This is a genomic window from Pseudomonas sp. TCU-HL1 (assembly GCF_001708505.1).
Lineage (GTDB): Bacteria > Pseudomonadota > Gammaproteobacteria > Pseudomonadales > Pseudomonadaceae > Metapseudomonas.
In genome coordinates this window covers 4,751,792-4,768,024 of record NZ_CP015992.1, presented here as the reverse complement: position 1 = coordinate 4,768,024, position 16,233 = coordinate 4,751,792, and the positions used below count along the sequence as shown (strand labels likewise).

At 64.7% G+C, this 16,233-nt stretch carries 14 protein-coding genes; 8 read left to right on the top strand and 6 right to left on the bottom strand.

Annotated features, from left to right (window positions below):
- Window positions 1–160 precede the first annotated feature (160 nt).
- Both THL1_RS21830 and THL1_RS21825 read right to left on the bottom strand, forming a co-directional pair.
- Window positions 161–919: a Mut7-C RNAse domain-containing protein gene (locus THL1_RS21830; protein WP_069085191.1), complete on the bottom strand. Its 759-nt coding sequence runs from the start codon at window positions 917–919 to the stop codon at window positions 161–163.
- Window positions 920–973: 54 nt separating this feature from the next.
- Window positions 974–1,627: a peroxiredoxin gene (locus THL1_RS21825; RefSeq protein WP_069085190.1), complete on the bottom strand. Its 654-nt coding sequence runs from the start codon at window positions 1,625–1,627 to the stop codon at window positions 974–976.
- 317 nt (window positions 1,628–1,944) lie between these two features.
- Between THL1_RS21825 and THL1_RS21820 the strand changes: the two genes are divergently transcribed.
- Window positions 1,945–2,232 carry a GYD domain-containing protein gene (locus tag THL1_RS21820; RefSeq protein ID WP_069085189.1) on the top strand — a complete coding sequence of 96 codons (288 nt, stop codon included), beginning with the start codon at window positions 1,945–1,947 and terminating at the stop codon, window positions 2,230–2,232.
- 270 nt (window positions 2,233–2,502) lie between these two features.
- Window positions 2,503–4,605, top strand: a complete 2,103-nt coding sequence (fusA, locus tag THL1_RS21815; RefSeq protein ID WP_069085188.1) for an elongation factor G — start codon at window positions 2,503–2,505, stop codon at window positions 4,603–4,605.
- A 239-nt stretch (window positions 4,606–4,844) separates the two neighbouring features.
- On the opposite strand, the gene THL1_RS21810 is transcribed toward fusA, so the two are convergent.
- Window positions 4,845–5,972 carry an LLM class flavin-dependent oxidoreductase gene (locus THL1_RS21810; protein WP_069085187.1) on the bottom strand — a complete coding sequence of 376 codons (1,128 nt, stop codon included), beginning with the start codon at window positions 5,970–5,972 and terminating at the stop codon, window positions 4,845–4,847.
- A 250-nt stretch (window positions 5,973–6,222) separates the two neighbouring features.
- Window positions 6,223–7,407, bottom strand: coding sequence for a flavin-dependent monooxygenase (locus THL1_RS21805; RefSeq protein ID WP_069085186.1), 1,185 nt, complete (start codon window positions 7,405–7,407; stop codon window positions 6,223–6,225).
- A gap of 300 nt (window positions 7,408–7,707) precedes the next feature.
- Here THL1_RS21805 and THL1_RS21800 point away from each other — a divergent pair, with 300 nt between their 5' ends.
- The 6 genes from THL1_RS21800 to THL1_RS21775 all read left to right on the top strand — a co-directional run bounded on the left by THL1_RS21800 (window position 7,708) and on the right by THL1_RS21775 (window position 14,453).
- The gene (locus THL1_RS21800; protein ID WP_069085185.1) at window positions 7,708–8,214 is read left to right on the top strand and encodes a flavin reductase family protein; all 507 of its coding nucleotides are present in this window, start codon (window positions 7,708–7,710) and stop codon (window positions 8,212–8,214) included.
- 9 nt (window positions 8,215–8,223) lie between these two features.
- A complete protein-coding gene (locus THL1_RS21795; RefSeq protein ID WP_069085184.1) occupies window positions 8,224–9,903 on the top strand; it encodes an FAD-binding protein in 1,680 nt (559 codons plus the stop codon).
- Window positions 9,900–10,658, top strand: coding sequence for a glucose 1-dehydrogenase (locus tag THL1_RS21790; RefSeq protein WP_069085183.1), 759 nt, complete (start codon window positions 9,900–9,902; stop codon window positions 10,656–10,658). The genes THL1_RS21795 and THL1_RS21790 overlap by 4 nt, the downstream gene beginning before the upstream one ends.
- Before the next feature lie 13 nt (window positions 10,659–10,671).
- Entirely contained in the window at window positions 10,672–11,730 is a 1,059-nt protein-coding gene (locus tag THL1_RS21785; RefSeq protein ID WP_069085182.1) for a ferredoxin--NADP reductase, read from the top strand.
- A gap of 316 nt (window positions 11,731–12,046) precedes the next feature.
- Window positions 12,047–12,820 (top strand): SDR family NAD(P)-dependent oxidoreductase, encoded by a 774-nt coding sequence (locus THL1_RS21780; protein ID WP_069085181.1) that lies wholly within the window; start codon window positions 12,047–12,049, stop codon window positions 12,818–12,820.
- A 64-nt stretch (window positions 12,821–12,884) separates the two neighbouring features.
- Window positions 12,885–14,453: a FadD3 family acyl-CoA ligase gene (locus tag THL1_RS21775; protein ID WP_069085180.1), complete on the top strand. Its 1,569-nt coding sequence runs from the start codon at window positions 12,885–12,887 to the stop codon at window positions 14,451–14,453.
- Window positions 14,454–14,650: 197 nt separating this feature from the next.
- Here the strand turns inward: THL1_RS21775 and THL1_RS21770 are convergent, their stop codons facing one another.
- Both THL1_RS21770 and THL1_RS21765 read right to left on the bottom strand, forming a co-directional pair.
- The gene (locus tag THL1_RS21770; RefSeq protein WP_083245990.1) at window positions 14,651–15,349 is read right to left on the bottom strand and encodes a transglutaminase-like cysteine peptidase; all 699 of its coding nucleotides are present in this window, start codon (window positions 15,347–15,349) and stop codon (window positions 14,651–14,653) included.
- 299 nt (window positions 15,350–15,648) lie between these two features.
- Window positions 15,649–15,948 carry a hypothetical protein gene (locus tag THL1_RS21765; RefSeq protein ID WP_069085179.1) on the bottom strand — a complete coding sequence of 100 codons (300 nt, stop codon included), beginning with the start codon at window positions 15,946–15,948 and terminating at the stop codon, window positions 15,649–15,651.
- Between the last annotated feature and the right edge of the window lie 285 nt (window positions 15,949–16,233).

The following is a 16,233-nucleotide window of genomic DNA, read 5'->3' as shown; positions in this document are numbered from 1 at the left end:
TGAGGGCAGCATCAGCCCGCAGGGACATGGCCATGGCCTAACCACTTGAAACCGCTCAGAAATTGACCCAATCCAAGGGGCCCCCGTCACGCCTGGCCGCTGGCCATCTCCCGACAGCTTATCCACAGCTTCATCCACTGCCTTTGTGGGTAAGCATCCGTCAGGCTTCGCCGGACTTATCCACAGACAACAGGGGGTCGAGGAGGGCGCACATGCTGCGCCAGTGGGAGCCTTCCCAATACAGGCGTTCGCAGACGTCGCAGCTGAGGAAACGCGAATAGAGCGCGCCGATGCGCGGGGGCAGGCGCGGGCGGGCGAGTTCTGGGGCGATTTCCCGCAGGGGGCGGTTGCAGTGCAGGCAGAGGCTGAAGGGATTGGCGCTGCGGGCCAGGTCCAGGCGCTCGAAGAGCTCACGCAGCTGCAAGGACGGCTTCAACGCATGTACGTAACAGCCGTGAGTGATGATGCGGCGCTTGAGCAGTTCTCGATCACGGGTCAGCACGATGCGTCCTTCGTGAGCGGCGATCTCGGCGATCTGGCCGTCCTCGAAAGCGTTGTCGTACAAGGTGTCGAAGCCGCTCATGCGCAGCAGGCTGGCCAGCCCGCCGAGGTGGGCGTCGGCAATGAAGCGCAGTACCCGCAGTGGACGGGTGCGGACCTTGAGCAGGGGGCTGATATCCAGGGTTTCGAACTTGGGATAGACCGCCACCCGGTCGCCATCGAGTATCACCCGGTCGAAGCTCGCCGACTCGCCGTTGAGCAGCACCAGTTCCACTTCAGTGTGGGGCACGCCCAGGGCCTCGATCATGTGCTTGACCGTGGCCGCTCGTGCACAGGCACAGGTGAACGCCTGCCGGCGCCGCTCGGCGGGCAGGAAATCATTGAGCTCTTCGTAGAAACGGAACGTTGCCCTGACCATGCAGGACAGTATGGCAGCCCACGCGCACCCTCCCGGAGGAGGGTGCGCAGACGGTCATTTCGGCTGGGCGACCACCCGCAGGTACGGCTTCAGGGTCTTGAAGCCTTCGGGGTATTTCTTCTTCGCATCCTCGTCCGACACCGATGTGGGAATGATCACGTCATCTCCCGGGCGCCAGTTCACCGGCGTCGCTACCGTGTGCTTGGCATTGAGCTGCAGCGAATCCAGCAGGCGCAGCACTTCGTCGAAGTTGCGGCCGGCGCTCATGGGGTAGACCAGCATGGCCTTGACCTTCTTGTCCGGGCCGATGATGAACACCGAGCGCACCGTGGCGTTGTCCACGGCGGTGCGCGGGCCGGCGCTGGCGTTGGGGTGGATCATGTCGTAGAGCTTGGCGACCACCAGGTTCTCGTCGCCGATCATCGGGTAGTTCACCGCGTGGCCCTGGGTTTCCTCGATATCGCCGACCCATTTGCGGTGGTCGCTTACCGGGTCCACGGAAAGGCCCACTACCTTGGTGTTGCGCTTGTCGAACTCGGGCTTGAGCCGGGCCATGTAGCCCAATTCAGTGGTGCAGACCGGAGTGAAGTCCTTGGGGTGGGAGAACAGGATGGCCCACTGGTCACCGATCCACTGGTGGAAGTTGAGGGTGCCTTCGGTGCTGTCGGCGGTGAAATCCGGCGCTTCGTCACCAATGCGGATTGCCATGTACATCCTCCTTTCTGCTGGCTGCTGAGGGATGCCGCGTGGGCGGCAAGGTTCTCGACAGGTCTGTGGGCCTGTCGGGCCTTTCAGTATAGGTCGGCGTCCCGAGCCTGCCCGGAGGAGGGGGGATCAACGGTCAGGCATTCATTTCAAGGAGTGCTATTCCTATCAGGTGGAGGTCGTCGGAAGCATGTTTGTCGACAGGGCCCCTGGCGGTTACGCCTTGTGGGCATGCATGGCCGGGAGAGTGGCGGCCTTCTTCCGATGCATTGGCTTCCGGGAATCGGACCGTCGCCCTGCAACTCGACAGGAGCGATCACATGGCTACTTACATCACGCTGGCAAGCTTTACCGACCAGGGCATTCGCAACGTCAAGGATTCCCCCGATCGATTCGCCGCCTTCAAGTCGTTGGCCGAGCAGCACGGGGTTTCGGTCAAGGCGGCCTACTGGACGGTCGGCCACTACGACCTCGTTCTGGTTGTCGAAGGCTCGGAAGAAGCCGCCACTACGCTGCTTCTGAAAACCGCCTCACTCGGCAACGTGAAGACGCAGACGCTGCGTGGCTTCACGGAGCAGGAGTTCCGGCAGTTCCTGAAGAACATCTGAGCGGCCACCGGCAAGGGGGCGGCCATGTCTTGGCTTCCCCCTTGCCGTTTCAGGAAGGCGTCCGGTCGGGCGGGCAGATGAGCGGCCGATGCCCCGGCGATGGCGGTGCTAGCGTTAAAGGAGGGGAGGTGCCGGCCTGGGGGCTGCGCCATGCCCTTGCAGCAAGGCCAGCCGCTCACAACCTTGAGTTCCCGAGCCAGGTGTCCACAGGCACCGCCGGAAGGCGTGCGGCCTTGCCGTAATCCACAAACCCGCACGGAGGTGATTGCCATGGCCCGTACAACCCCCATCAGCCACTACCGCAATATCGGCATAGTGGCCCACGTGGACGCCGGCAAGACCACCACCACCGAGCGGGTTCTCTACTACACCGGGGTCAACCACAAGATGGGCGAGGTGCACGACGGCGCCGCGACCATGGACTGGATGGTGCAGGAGCAGGAGCGCGGCATCACCATCACCTCGGCAGCCACCACGGCGTTCTGGAACGGTTCGCGCAAGCAGCTCGACAAGTACCGCATCAATATCATCGACACCCCCGGCCATGTCGACTTCACCATCGAGGTGGAGCGTTCCCTGCGTGTGCTCGACGGCGCGGTGGTGGTGTTCAGCGGGGCCGACGGCGTAGAACCGCAGTCGGAAACCGTCTGGCGCCAGGCCGACAAGTACCATGTGCCGCGCATTGCCTACGTGAACAAGATGGACCGCGCCGGCGCCGATTTTCTGCGGGTGGTGGAGCAGATCAAGAAGCGCCTCGGTCATACCCCGGTACCGATCCAGCTGCCTATCGGCCAGGAAGAAAACTTCAACGGGCAGATCGACCTGATCCGCATGAAGGCCATCTACTGGAACGATGTCGACCAGGGCGCCAGCTTCCGCGAGGAGGAGATTCCCGCCGCACTGCAAGAGCAGGCCAATCACTGGCGCAACGTGATGCTGGAAGCGGCGGCCGAAGCCAATGAAGAGCTGATGACCAAGTACCTCGACGAGGGCGTGCTCAGCGAGGAGGACATCAAGACCGGCTTGCGCGTCCGCACCCTGGCCTGCGACGTGGTGCCGGCGGTGTGCGGCTCCTCCTTCAAGAACAAGGGCGTGCCCCTGGTGCTGGATGCCGTGGTCGAACTGCTGCCGGCGCCTACCGAGATTCCCTCGATTCGGGGAACCCATCCGGACCATCCTGAGAAGGAAGACGAACGTCACGCCGACGACAACGAGCCTTTCTCGTCCCTGGCGTTCAAGATCGCCACCGACCCCTTCGTCGGCACCCTGACCTTCGTTCGCGTCTACTCCGGTGTATTGAACTCGGGCGACGCCGTGCTCAACTCGGTGAAAGGCAAGAAGGAGCGCGTCGGCCGCATGGTGCAGATGCACGCCAACCACCGCGCGGAGATCAAGGAAGTGCGTGCCGGCGACATCGCCGCGCTGATCGGCATGAAGGACGTCACCACCGGCGACACCCTCTGCGACCTGAACAAACCGATCGTCCTCGAGCGCATGGACTTCCCCGAGCCGGTGATCTCCATCGCCGTCGAACCCAAGACCAAGGCCGACCAGGAAAAAATGGGCATCGCCCTTGGCAGGCTGGCCCAGGAAGACCCTTCATTCCGGGTGAGGACAGACGAAGAAACCGGGCAGACCATCATTTCCGGCATGGGTGAGCTGCACCTGGACATCATCGTCGACCGCATGAAGCGCGAGTTCAACGTCGAGGCCAACACCGGCAAGCCGCAGGTGGCTTACCGCGAGACCATCCGCAAGACCTGCGAGATCGAAGGCAAGTTCGTTCGCCAGTCTGGTGGTCGCGGCCAGTACGGCCACTGCTGGATCCGCTTCGCGCCGGCGGACGAAGGCAAGGAGGGGCTGGAATTCATCAACGAGGTCGTGGGTGGCGCCGTTCCCCGCGAATTCGTCCCGGCCATCCAGAAAGGCATCGAGGAGCAGATGAAGAACGGCGTGCTCGCCGGCTACCCGCTGCTGGGCCTGAAGGCCGCTGTGTTCGACGGTTCGTACCACGACGTGGACTCCAGCGAGATGGCGTTCAAGATCGCCGCCTCCATGGCTACCAAGCAGCTCTCGCAGAAGGGCGGCGCGGTCTTGCTGGAACCGGTGATGAAGCTGGAGGTGGTGACGCCGGAAGACTACATGGGCGACATCATGGGCGACCTCAACCGCCGGCGGGGCCTGATCCACGGTATGGACGACGGCGTCTCCGGCAAGATCATCCGCGCCGAAGTACCCCTGGGCGAGATGTTCGGCTACGCCACCGACGTGCGCTCCATGTCCCAGGGGCGGGCGAGTTTCTCCATGGAATTCGCCCGTTACGCCGAAGCGCCGGCGAGCATTGCCGAGGCCATCGTGAAGAAGTCGGGATGAGGAGCAGCGAGGAAACACTGTGGAGTCTGCGGGTCATGTAGGTTGTGGTAGAGCGAAGCGAAACCCAACGATCGAGACCGCAATGTTGGGCCTCGTTCCTCGGACCAACCTACGGCAGATCTTCGATCTGCATGGCGAATAAATTCGCCCCCACAGGAAGAGCCCAACCACCGTTGTGCCATCCCAAAAGAAAAACGGGCCTGAAGGCCCGTTTTCCATTCCTCACTCCGCTGCTCAGGTCAGTCCTTCTGTTTGCGGAAGTAGGGAATCACGTGTTCGCCGATGTTCTTCAGCGTCTCGATCTGCGCCCACTGCGGCACGGTGCCCATCTGGCAGATGAAGAGAATTTCGTCGGCGCCGGCGTCGATCAGGCGCTGCACGTAGCCGATGCAGTCCTTCACGGTGCCATAGGCATGGTTGGGGTTCATCATCGCCATGGTCGGGTCGGAGAAGTCCACGGTGACTTCCTCGGAAGCGAAGCGCGACTTGATCACCGCCTGGCCGTTGCCGTCGACGAAGGTGTCTTCCTTCCACTTCTCCGGGTCCGGGCGCTCGCCGCCGGCGTACCAGTAGGCCAGGGATTCCATGAAGTAGCGCTGGCCGCGGATGCCGATGTGGCGGGCCTGCTCGTTGTCGTCGAGGACGATGGCCGGGCACAGCGCGGCGATGTGGCGGTTGGGACGGAAGCCCACCTGGTTCTTCTCATCACGGTTGTCCCAGGCTTCGTGGTACACGGCAACCTTCTTGGCGATTTCCTCGGGGCCGCCGAAGCCCAGCACCAGGGCGCCCATGCCACGGCCGCCGGCATTCTTCAGCGACTCGGTGTTGGTGCAGGCCAGGTACATCGGCGGGTGCGGGTCCTGGTAGGGCTTGGGGTGGATCGGGCGTTTCGGGATCTTCACGAAGTCGCCGTTATGTTCGATCTCGTCCTGCACGAACATCTTCGGGATCAGGTACATGGCTTCGTCGATCTGCGGCTGCAGGGTGGCCAGGTCGTAGCCGAAGGTACCGGCTTCCTGCTGGGTGCCGCCCTTGCCCACGCCGAAGTGCACGCGGCCCTTGGACAGCAGGTCGAGGGTGGCGATGCGCTCGGCCACCTTCACCGGGTGGTTCATCGCTGGCGGCAGGCAGACCACGCCGTGGCCGATGCCAATGCGCTCGGTCTTGCCGGCGACGAAGGCGAGCATGGTTTCCGGTGCCGACATGTGCGAGTAGTTGGTCAGCGCGGTGTGTTCCACGCACCAGAAATTGTCGAAGCCGAGCTTGTCGGCGAGCACGGCCTGCTCGACGGTTTCGTCGAAGATGCGACGGTCGCCTTCACGGCTGGAGTCGATCGTCTGTGCCTCGTAGATCAGGGAAAATTTCATGCGCTTGGCCCTTCTTGTTCTTCGTTCGGTCAACCCGCAGGTGCCGGGTCTTGAGCGCATGGTGTGGGATCGAAAATCGGCGTGAATCCTCCAAAGGGACTAGTCATCTTGGTGCCCCGCAAAGCACGACGCCCGCGCGGGGCGGGCGTCGTGGCGAGGCCGATTCGTAGGATGGGTGGAGCTTGCGATACCCATCGCTCCGCGGTGATGGGTATCGCTCCGCTCCACACCATCCTACGGGGAACGGTGCTCAGAGGAAGAAGTCGCTGCTGTCCAGCCCCATCCCCACGCCACCCAGGTTGAGGGCGTACTTGCCCGGGCAGTTGGCTACGTGGGCGCGGCCGGTGTGGATATCGCGGAAGGTGCGGTTGATGCCGTGGTGGCGGAAGATGGTGGAGGCGCCGCTGTTGTACATCAGCGTTTCCACCGCCTGGGCGCATTTGTCGGGGACGATGGCCGAGTCGTAGCGCATCTTCACCCGTTCGGCCATGGTCAGCGGCTCGCCTGCCTTGGCGCGCTGCATCATCAGGTCGAAGTTGCGCAGCAGCACGGTGCGGCATTCGTCGACCGTCACCATGGCATTGGCCAGCGCAGTCTGGGCGCCGGGGTCCTGGATGATCTTGCGCCCATCGTTCACGCCTACGCGGCCCTTGTTGGCCTCGATGAACAGGTCGATGGCGCCCTGCAGCGCGCCGATGGTGGATGAGGACACCGCGCGCACGAAGATCTGCCCGAAGGGCAGGCGGAACAGTGGCGCCGTGTTCACGGCATTGCCTGGGCTGTTCTGCAGGAAGCCGTCGATGGAGCGGTGGGTGCGGTGCTCGGGCACGAACACATCTTCCACCAGCACGTCGTGGGAACCGGTGGCTTCCAGGCCCATCACGTCCCAGTTGTCGAGGATGCTGTAGTCGTGGCGCGGCACCAGGAAGGTGCGGTAGTCCGGCCCGTCGCCGTCCTTCTCCGGCGGCACCATGGCGCCGAGGAAGGCCCACTGGCAGTGCTTGCTGCCGGAAGAGAACCCCCAGCGACCGCTGAGGCGGAAGCCGCCATCGACGCGGGTGACCTTGCCCACCGGCATGTAGGAGGAGGAGATCAGCACGCTCGAGTCCTGCCCCCACACATCCTGCGCCGCGCGGTCGTCGAACAGTGCCAGTTGCCAGTTGTGGATGGCCACGACGCCCAATACCCAGGCCGAGGACATGCAGCCTTCGGCGAGGGTCATCTGCACCTCGAAGAAGTCACGCGGCTCCAGTTCGTAACCCTCCCAACGTGCCGGCTGGAGGATGCGGAAGAAGCCCGCTTCCTGGAAGTCGCGGATGGTTTCCTCGGGGAGCTGGCCATTCTTCGCGGCCAGTGGCGCGCGTTCGCGCAGCACTGGCACCAGCTCACGGGCACTTTGTTTCAGGCGTTGGCGGATCAGGTCGTGGTCGAGCATGTTGTTGTTCTCCTGTTGAAGGCTTTTCCACCTATCGCCGGGCATTCAAACAACGGGCAAGGGGGGCGGGCATCCCTCAAACGGACCATATGCTGTAGGAGCGATTTCAATCGCGATGCAGGCCGCAGGCCTGCCCTCCGGTCCCCATCGGGTCTGCTGCGCAGCCCTTTCGCGAATGAATTCGCTCCCACAAGAAACAAGAGCATCGGCGACATGGGCGACTAGTCCCCTCGGACGATGTTGCCCGTCCGGCCCTGGCGAAGAATCGGCTCCACTTGAGAACAACAAGAGGGCAGTGCGATGAGCCAGGCCGATCTGAAAGGCGAGATGCTCCAGGCGATGCGTCGTCTGGCCAAGTCCGTGACCATCATCACCACCAGCAATGGCCAGGAGCGGTTCGCCATGTCCGCCACGGCGGTGGATTCGCTGTCCACCGAGCCGCCGTCACTGCTCATCTGCGTGAACAAGACTGCTTCCCTGCACAACGTGCTGGATGCCGGTGCGGACTTCTGCGTGAACATCCTCGGCCTGGAACAGGAGGAGCTTTCCCACCTGTGCAGTGGCCCGGTGAAGGGCGAGGCGCGCTTTCAGCGCGGTGACTGGCGCAACAGCGAGGGCGGCGTCCCGTACCTGGGGGATGCCCAGTCGGCCATCCTCTGCCGCCAGGATGGCAAGTTCAGCTATGGCACCCACACCATCTTCATCGGCCGCATCGTTGAGATTCACAACAGCGCAGAGATCAGCCCGCTGGTCTATCTCAATGGCGCCTACACCACCACGGCATCGTCCCTTGCCGTAGCGAACTGAGGGCACGCCATGACCGCCATGGAGCAGAGCCCCGAAGCGCCGCTGCGGGTGCGTGACGCCGCGCAGCTGGCCTGGGATGACAGCGCCGACCTGCTGGTGGTGGGCTTCGGCGGCGCCGGTGCCTGCGCCGCCATCGAGGCCGCGAGCCAGGGTGTTTCCGTGCTGGCCCTGGAACGCTTTGCCGGCGGTGGCGCCACGGCGCGCAGCGGTGGCGTGGTCTATGCCGGTGGCGGAACGCTGCAACAGGCTGAGGCCGGTCTCGAGGATTCGCCCGAGTCGATGTACGACTACCTGCGCCAGGAGGTGGGGGATGCCGTTTCTGCCGAGACCCTGCGCGGGTTCTGCGAAAACAGCCGCGCCAACCTGGCCTGGCTGGAGCGCCACGGCGCGGCCTTCCAGGGCAGCGTGCCGCCGCTGAAATCCTCCTACCCCAGCGACCAGTATTTTCTCTACTACTCCGGCAACGAGGCGGTGCCGAGCTACGCCGCCCAGGCCCGTCCGGCGCCCCGTGGTCATCGCGCCCTGGGCTCGGGCATGTCCGGCATCAACCTGTTTCGCCCGCTGGCAGCCAGTGCGCAGCGCCTGGGTGTACGCGTGCAACGCCAGTGCGAGGCACGACGGCTGGTGGTGGGCGATGACGGCGCCGTGCTCGGCGTCGAAGCCTGGGCGTTGCCGGTCGGCAGCCGGGCTGCGAAGCGTCATGCACGCCTCGCCCGCTGGACCGATGCCCTCCATCCCTATGCTCCAGCGCTTGCCGATCGCTGGCGACGCAAGCTGCGTGCGCTGGAACTGGCCCATGCCGAGCGCCGGCTGATCCGCGCCCTGCACGGCGTGCTGCTCAGCGCCGGTGGCTTCGTGTTCAACCGCGCGATGCTCACGCTGCATGCGCCGCGCTACCTCGATGGCCTGCCACTGGGGACCAGTGGTTGCGACGGCAGCGGCATCCGCCTCGGCCAGAGTGCCGGCGGATGCACCGCGCGCATGGAACGGGCCAGCGCCTGGCGTTTCATCAATCCGCCGCTGGCCTGGGCCCGGGGGTTGATCGTCAATGCCGAAGGCCGGCGCTACTGCAACGAAGAGGCCTACGGCGCCAAGCTCGGTCACGCCATGGTGGAGGAACAGGGCGGCCGCGCCATCCTCATCCTCAACCGTGCGCTGATGAAGGACGCCTTCGCCCAGGTAGGGCCGGGCAAGGTCTGGAGCTTCCAGCGACTGCCGGCCGTGCTGAACATGCTGTTCAACGCCCGCCGCGCCAGCAGTCTGGCGCAACTCGCCGAGCGTATCGGCCTGCCGCAGGCGAATCTCGAACGCACGGTCGCCACTTACAACGCTGCAGCTCGTGGCGAGCGCGAGGACGAGCTGGGCAAGTCGCGCGGTTTTCTTGCCTCGCTGGAAGAGGGCCCCTGGTACGCCCTGGACCTGTCTTTTTCCAGCAAGCTTTTCCTCTGCCCGGTGATCACCCTTGGCGGCCTGACGGTGTGCGAGCGCAGCGGCCAGGTGCTGGGGCAGGACGGCCAGCCCGTCCCCGGCCTGTTCAGTGCCGGCCGCAACGCGGTGGGCGTGGCGTCCAATTTCTATGTGTCCGGCCTGTCCCTGGCCGACTGCGTCCACTCCGGACGCCGCGTCGGTGCTCATGTGGCGGGCCTGGTTCGTGCCGTTCTGGCTTCTTCCCAAGGAGAACAACAATGAAACGAGTCGAAGGCAAGGTCTGCATCGTCACTGGCGCCGCCAGCGGGGTAGGGCGCGAAGACGCGCTGCTGCTGGCCAGCGAAGGGGCGAAGGTGGTGCTCACCGACCTCAATGAAGAAGCCGGCCGCCAGGTGGCCGCCGAGATCGGCGCCAATGCGATCTTCGTCCGCCAGGACATCGCCAGCCAGGCGGATTGGCAGAACGTCATCAAGGTCACCCTGGAAAAATTCGGCCGCCTCGACGTACTGGTGAACAACGCCGCCATCCTGGCCATGGCCAGTGTCGAGGACACCAGCCTGGAGCTGTGGCAGAAGGTCCAGCGCATCAACAGCGACGGTTACTTCCTCGGCTGCAAGTACGCCATCGCGGCGATGAAGGACAGCGGCGGCGGTTCCATCGTCAACATGTCCTCGGTGGCGGCGCTGGGCGGCATGCCGGCCTTCTGCGCCTACTCCGCGTCCAAAGGGGCGGTGGCCGCGCTGACCCGCTCGGTGGCACTGCACTGCAAGGAGCAGGGCTATCGCATCCGCTGCAACAGCGTGCACCCGGACGGCATCAACACGCCCATGACCCAGGCCCTGATGGGCGGCCAGGCGGTGCCTCAGGAGGTGCTGGACCAGGACCCTAAGAACCGTATGTGCGCGCCGCGCGACATCGCCAACCTGGTGCTCTTCCTCGCCTCCGACGAGTCGCGCTTCATCAACGGCAGCGAGCTGCGCATCGACAACGCGCAGACCGTCAGCGGCCTGCTTTGATCCGGAGATAGCGATGGGTAGCGTGCAGCCGCTTGTGATCGAGCCCCAGCAGTCCGGCGCCTTCCAGCTGGAAGTGGCCGAGGTGATCAGCGAGACTCACGATAGCCGCTCGCTGGTGCTGCGGATTCCCGCAGGGCTCGAAGCGCGCTTCCACTACAAGGCGGGGCAGTACCTGGGGTTTCGCGTGGTGCTCGGTGGCAAGCGGCTGACGCGCTGCTATTCCATGTCCAGCTCACCGGATTGCGATGCCTTGCCCAAGGTCACCATCAAGCGCGTGGATGGCGGCCGAGTGTCCAACTGGTTCAACGACCAGGTACGTCCCGGCGACCGGCTGGAGGTGCTGCCGCCCGCCGGCCACTTCCACCTGCGCCCCGGCGAGCACGACCTGGTGCTGTTCGGTGGCGGTTCGGGGATCACCCCGGTGTTCTCCATTCTCAAGTCGGCACTGCGCACCACGAGGCGCCGAATCAAGCTGGTATACGCCAATCGCGACGAGGCTTCGGTGATCTTCCGCGATGAGCTCAAGGCACTGGCCAAGGCCCATGTGGAGCAGCTGGAAGTAGTTCACGTGCTGGACTCGGTGCAGGGCTTCCTCACCGACGGCGAGGTTCGCCAACTGGTGCGTGCCCACACCGGCGCGGAGTTCTACATCTGCGGGCCAGGGCCGTTCATGGACACGGTGGAACGGGCGCTGCTGGGCTTGGGCGAGGCGCGCGAGCGCATCCATGTGGAGCGTTTCGTTTCGCCGTCCGATCACGATGAGCAGGCGGGCATTCCCGCTGTGGCCGGGATCGCGGCGGAAGAACTGCTGGTGGAGCTCGACGGCCAACTCAGCGAGGTGCCGGTCCAGCCCGGCGAGACCTTGTTGCAGAGCCTGCGCAATGCCGGCCTCGATGCGCCCTATTCCTGCGAGGAGGGCTTCTGCGGCGCCTGCATGTGCAAGGTCGAAGAGGGTGAAGTGATGCTCTCGCGCAACGATATCCTCAGCCCCGCGGAACTCGCCGAAGGCTGGACCCTGACCTGCCAGGGCCGCCCTGCAAGCGCGCGGCTGAAACTGAAGTTTCCGGGGTGACAGCCGGGGGCTACCGCCCTTGCGGGTGGTATTGAGCGTGTATGTCTGTGCCTTTACACCCGGCTTCGGCCGGGTTTTTTCTTGTCGGGGCAAATTCATTCGCGATCGGCTGCGCAGCAGCCGCATAGGTTGGTCTGAGCGCAGCGAAGTCCAACGTAGCCCGGTTCAGCCCCGCTGTTGGGCTTCGCGCAGCTCAGCCACAACCTACGAAGGGTAGTGCCATGTCGAGTTAGTCCCAACGGACGATCACTCCCGCCCGTACCAGCGGTAGACTCCGCCGAAACCCCCATTCCAAGAACAAGCAACGAGGTTTCCCATGGCACGTCTGTCTAGCAAGGTCGCGGTCATCACCGGAGCGGCGTCGGGTATCGGTCTGGCCTGCGTTCGCCGTTTCGCCGCCGAAGGCGCACAGGTAATCGGACTGGATGTGGGCGAGCCGCGCGCGGATATTGCCGCGAGCCTCGAAGGTCTGAATCCGGCGCCGCTGTTCATGAGCCTCGATGTGCGCGATGAAGCGCGGGTGCAGGCAGTGATGGAAGAAGTGGTGCAGCGCTTTGGTCGGCTCGATGCGCTGGTCAATGCCGCCGGGGTGGCCAGCCAGGGCAATATCACCAGCGCACCCACCAGCGAGTGGCAGCGGGTACTGGACATCAACCTCACCGGCAGCATGCTCACCAGCAAGTACGCACTGGTGCCGATGCTGGCGCAGAAGAGCGGCTCGATCATCAACGTCGGCTCAATCTTCGGCGAGCAGGGCTGCGACAACAACACCGCCTATAACGTCTCCAAGGGCGGCATCAGCCAGCTCACCCGCTCCCTGGCCATCGACTACGGCCACGCCAATATCCGCGTCAACGGCCTGTGCCCCGGCCTGATCGACACGCCGATGACCCAGATGGTCAAGGAGCAGGAAGCCTTCCACGCCTTCTTCGCTTCGCAGCACATGCTCTGCCGTGCCGGGCGCCCGGAAGAGGTGGCCAGTGTGGCGCTGTTCCTCGCCTCGGACGATGCCTCCTTCGTCAGTGGGCAGATGATCGGTGTCGATGGCGGCTTCTCCGCCGGCCGCCGCTTCGCTCCGCCGCAAGCCTGATTTCCTTGCTCTGACCACGGCCGGGTGTACCCGGCCGCTGCCCCGTCGCGCCCGAGAAACGCCCATGCCCAACCTGGAAAGCGCCCTGACCATCCCTGAACTGCTGGCCGCCGCCGCCATTCGCTATGGCGAATCCACGGCCATCGAGGACGACAGCACCCGCCTCAGTTATCACCAGCTCGACCAGTTGCGCCGCCAGGCCGCTCGCGCGCTGCTGGCGCTGGAGGTGCGGGCCGGCGAACGGGTGGCCATCTGGGCGCCGAACATCCATGAATGGATAGTTGCCGCCATCGCCCTGCAGAGCGTCGGCGCGGTGCTGGTGCCGCTGAATACGCGGATGAAAGGCGCCGAGGCGGGCTACATCCTGCGCGAAAGCGGCGCGAGCCTGCTGTTCGTTGTCGGCGAATTCCTCGGCACGGACTACCCGGCACTGCTGGCCAGCGAGGCGCTGCCAGCGCTGCGAACCCGCATCTGCCTGCGTGGTGCGGCTGACGGCTGCCTGGGCTGGGACGCCTTCCTGGCGCTGGGTGCCGACGTTTCTCCGGCCGAGCTGGTGGTGCGTGAAAGCCAGGTCGACGAAGACAGCCTCCTGGACCTGCTGTTCACCTCCGGCACCACGGGCAAGCCCAAGGGCGTGATGAGTGCCCACGGCCAGAACCTGCGCATCGTGCGTGACTGGAGCGCCATGGTCGGTCTGCGCCCGGGCGACCGCTACCTGATCGTCAACCCGTTCTTCCACAGCTTCGGCTACAAGGCCGGCTGGCTGGCGGCGCTGATGCGTGGCTGCTGCATCCTGCCGCAACAGGTATTCGATGTGCCGGTGATGCTGGAGCGGGTTTCCCGCGAGCGGGTCAGCGTGCTGCCTGGTCCGCCGACGTTGTACCAGTCGATCCTGGCCTTCCCCGGCCGCGAGCGTTACGACCTGTCCAGCCTGCGGGTGGCCGTCACCGGCGCAGCCTCGGTGCCAGTGGAGATGGTACGGCGCATGGGCAGCGAATTGGGTTTCGAAACCATCGTCACCGCCTATGGCCTCACCGAGGCCTGTGGCTTTGTCACCATCTGCCGTCCGGGGGATTCTGCCGAACGGGTGGCCACCACTTCAGGACGGGCTTTCCCAGACGTGGAAGTGCGCTGCGTTGACGCGGCCGGCCACCCGGTCGCGCCGGGCGAGCCCGGCGAGCTGCTGGTGCGCGGCTACAACTTGATGCAGGGCTATTTCAACAATCCCGAGGCCACGGCCGAAGCCATAGACGCCGACGGCTGGCTGCACACGGGCGATGTCGGCGTGCTCGACGAAGACGGCTACCTGCGCATCACCGACCGGATCAAGGACATGTTCATCACCGGTGGCTTCAATGTGTACCCGGCGGAAATCGAGCAGGTGATCCTGCGTTATCCCGGCGTGGCCCAGACTGCGGTGATCGGCATTCCCGATGAGCGACTGGGCGAAGTGGCCATGGCTTTCCTGCTGCCTGCGGCTGGCCAGGAACTGGATACCGGCGAGTTCCTCGCCTGGTGCCGTGAGCAGATGGCCAACTACAAGGTGCCGCGCCGCGTGCAACTGGTGGATGCCATGCCGCTGAATGCGGCGGGCAAGGTGACCAAGGATGCGTTGCGCAGGATGGTGTCGTAGCACGGCAGTCCGTTGTGCGGGCGTTTTGCGAATGAATTCGCTCCCACAGGACCTCGATTCAGCCGGGTGGACCACGCTTCACCGGTCCACCATTCGAGGCACGGCATAGCGCCGCTGGTGGATGGAAAAACGCCATCCACCCTTGAGAGCTGCGGCGTTGACATGGATTCTCCCGCAGGAAAAGGCGCAGGAGCGTGTCAGAGCACAAAGCCTTCCCGCTCCATCCGCGCCAGCAAGCCCTGCCAGACCGGCAGTTCGGCGGTGCTGCCGACGCGCTTGAGCGCGGCGCCTTTCACCCTGTAGAGCCCATCGGCATCGAAGGCGTAGCGCAGGGCCAGGTCGTTGCGTCGGGAGGCGGGGAGGATGTCGTCCACCAGGTTGTCCAGCACCAGCGGCTCGGAGTCCGGCGTTTCGTAGTAGGTCACCACCATGTGTGCCTGGTTCAGCTCCAGGGCCTGCGCGTAGGTGATGCGCAGCTTTTCCTGGGCGACGCCCAGCTGCAACAGGCTGAAGTATTTGGCCAGGGCGAAGTCTTCGCAGTCGCCGGCACCCTTGGCCAGGGTTTCCAGCGGCGTGGCCCAGTAATCGCGGCGCTGCCATAGCGCACTGTCGTCGGTGAAGCGCACCTGGCGATTGATCTGGCGATTGATGGCGTGCAGCTGCTCGTGCTCGGTCATCCGGCGACCGCTATCCAGCAGGTCACGCCAGGCATGCAGTCGGTCCTTGGCCGGGCCGCTGCGGCCGTAGCGCTTTTCCGCCTTGCGCAGGACCGGGTCGAGGCCCCAGGCTGCGTCGACGGTTTCGGCGCCCAGCAGCAGGCTGCCGCCGCACAGGGTGATGGCCAGTACTTGCCAGAACAGGGATGCGCCGAAGCGGCGGGAGGCAGGCTTCTGCAACGGGTTGATGCTCCAGGGGAAAGCGGCCGGGGCCGGGTTCAGCGGTGGATCAATCCGTTGAGCGAATGACCGGCGAAAGGCTGACCCTCAACCGGTTTGGGGATGTGCGCACACTAGGGCCGGCGCGCCTGGCGCTGCAACAGGCAGCGGACGTACGGCCTGGCAGGCAATGGAATGCCAACGTTATGGAGGCTCTGGAACGGGCCTGGGAGGGGGTGACCAGTTATCGGAAAGGGCGGTGCTCCACTGCCCGCCGGGTGCGCGGAGGTCGGGCGCATCCGACGGGTGGCCACTTCGGGTCACTTACCGAATTCGACCTTCTGTTGATGGATCAGCGACTGGTACTTCGGCGGTTGCCGTCCACCGGGGCTCATGTCCTCATCCTGATACTGCCGTCCGGCTGCAGTCGGCTGTTCCTCGACCATCCGAGTGAAGCTCTCGCTGGAGTCCTCTCTCATTTGCAGCAGTTGTTGGTTGTGAATCCGGTACTCGTCCAGGCGGTCGCTTCCGTTCTCCGCGAGGGCCGTGCCCGGTCCCGTTGTCACCGCCAGGGCCAATAGCAGGCCGCTGAGGGTCGTCATGTTGAATGTCGATTTCATCGTCGTGTCCTCTTGTTTCCCACTCGCCTTCCCACGAGTTGGATGATCAGCATCGGCCATTGTTACAGCCCGTGGAGACGGCCTGACAGATGGTGCAAAAAAGGACCGGCGGGCCACTGCAAGCCACTGAGTGGCATGGGAATTTCCGAGCTCTCTGCCCGTTCCGGGCGCCCTGTTGCAGGGCAGGCGAGGGAGTTTCTCGCGGGGCGTCCTGCACAAAAAACGCCCCCGCCAATCAGGGCAGGGGCGCCGCGTGGATTCCTCGTCCGTGAGGATTGGGGAGTC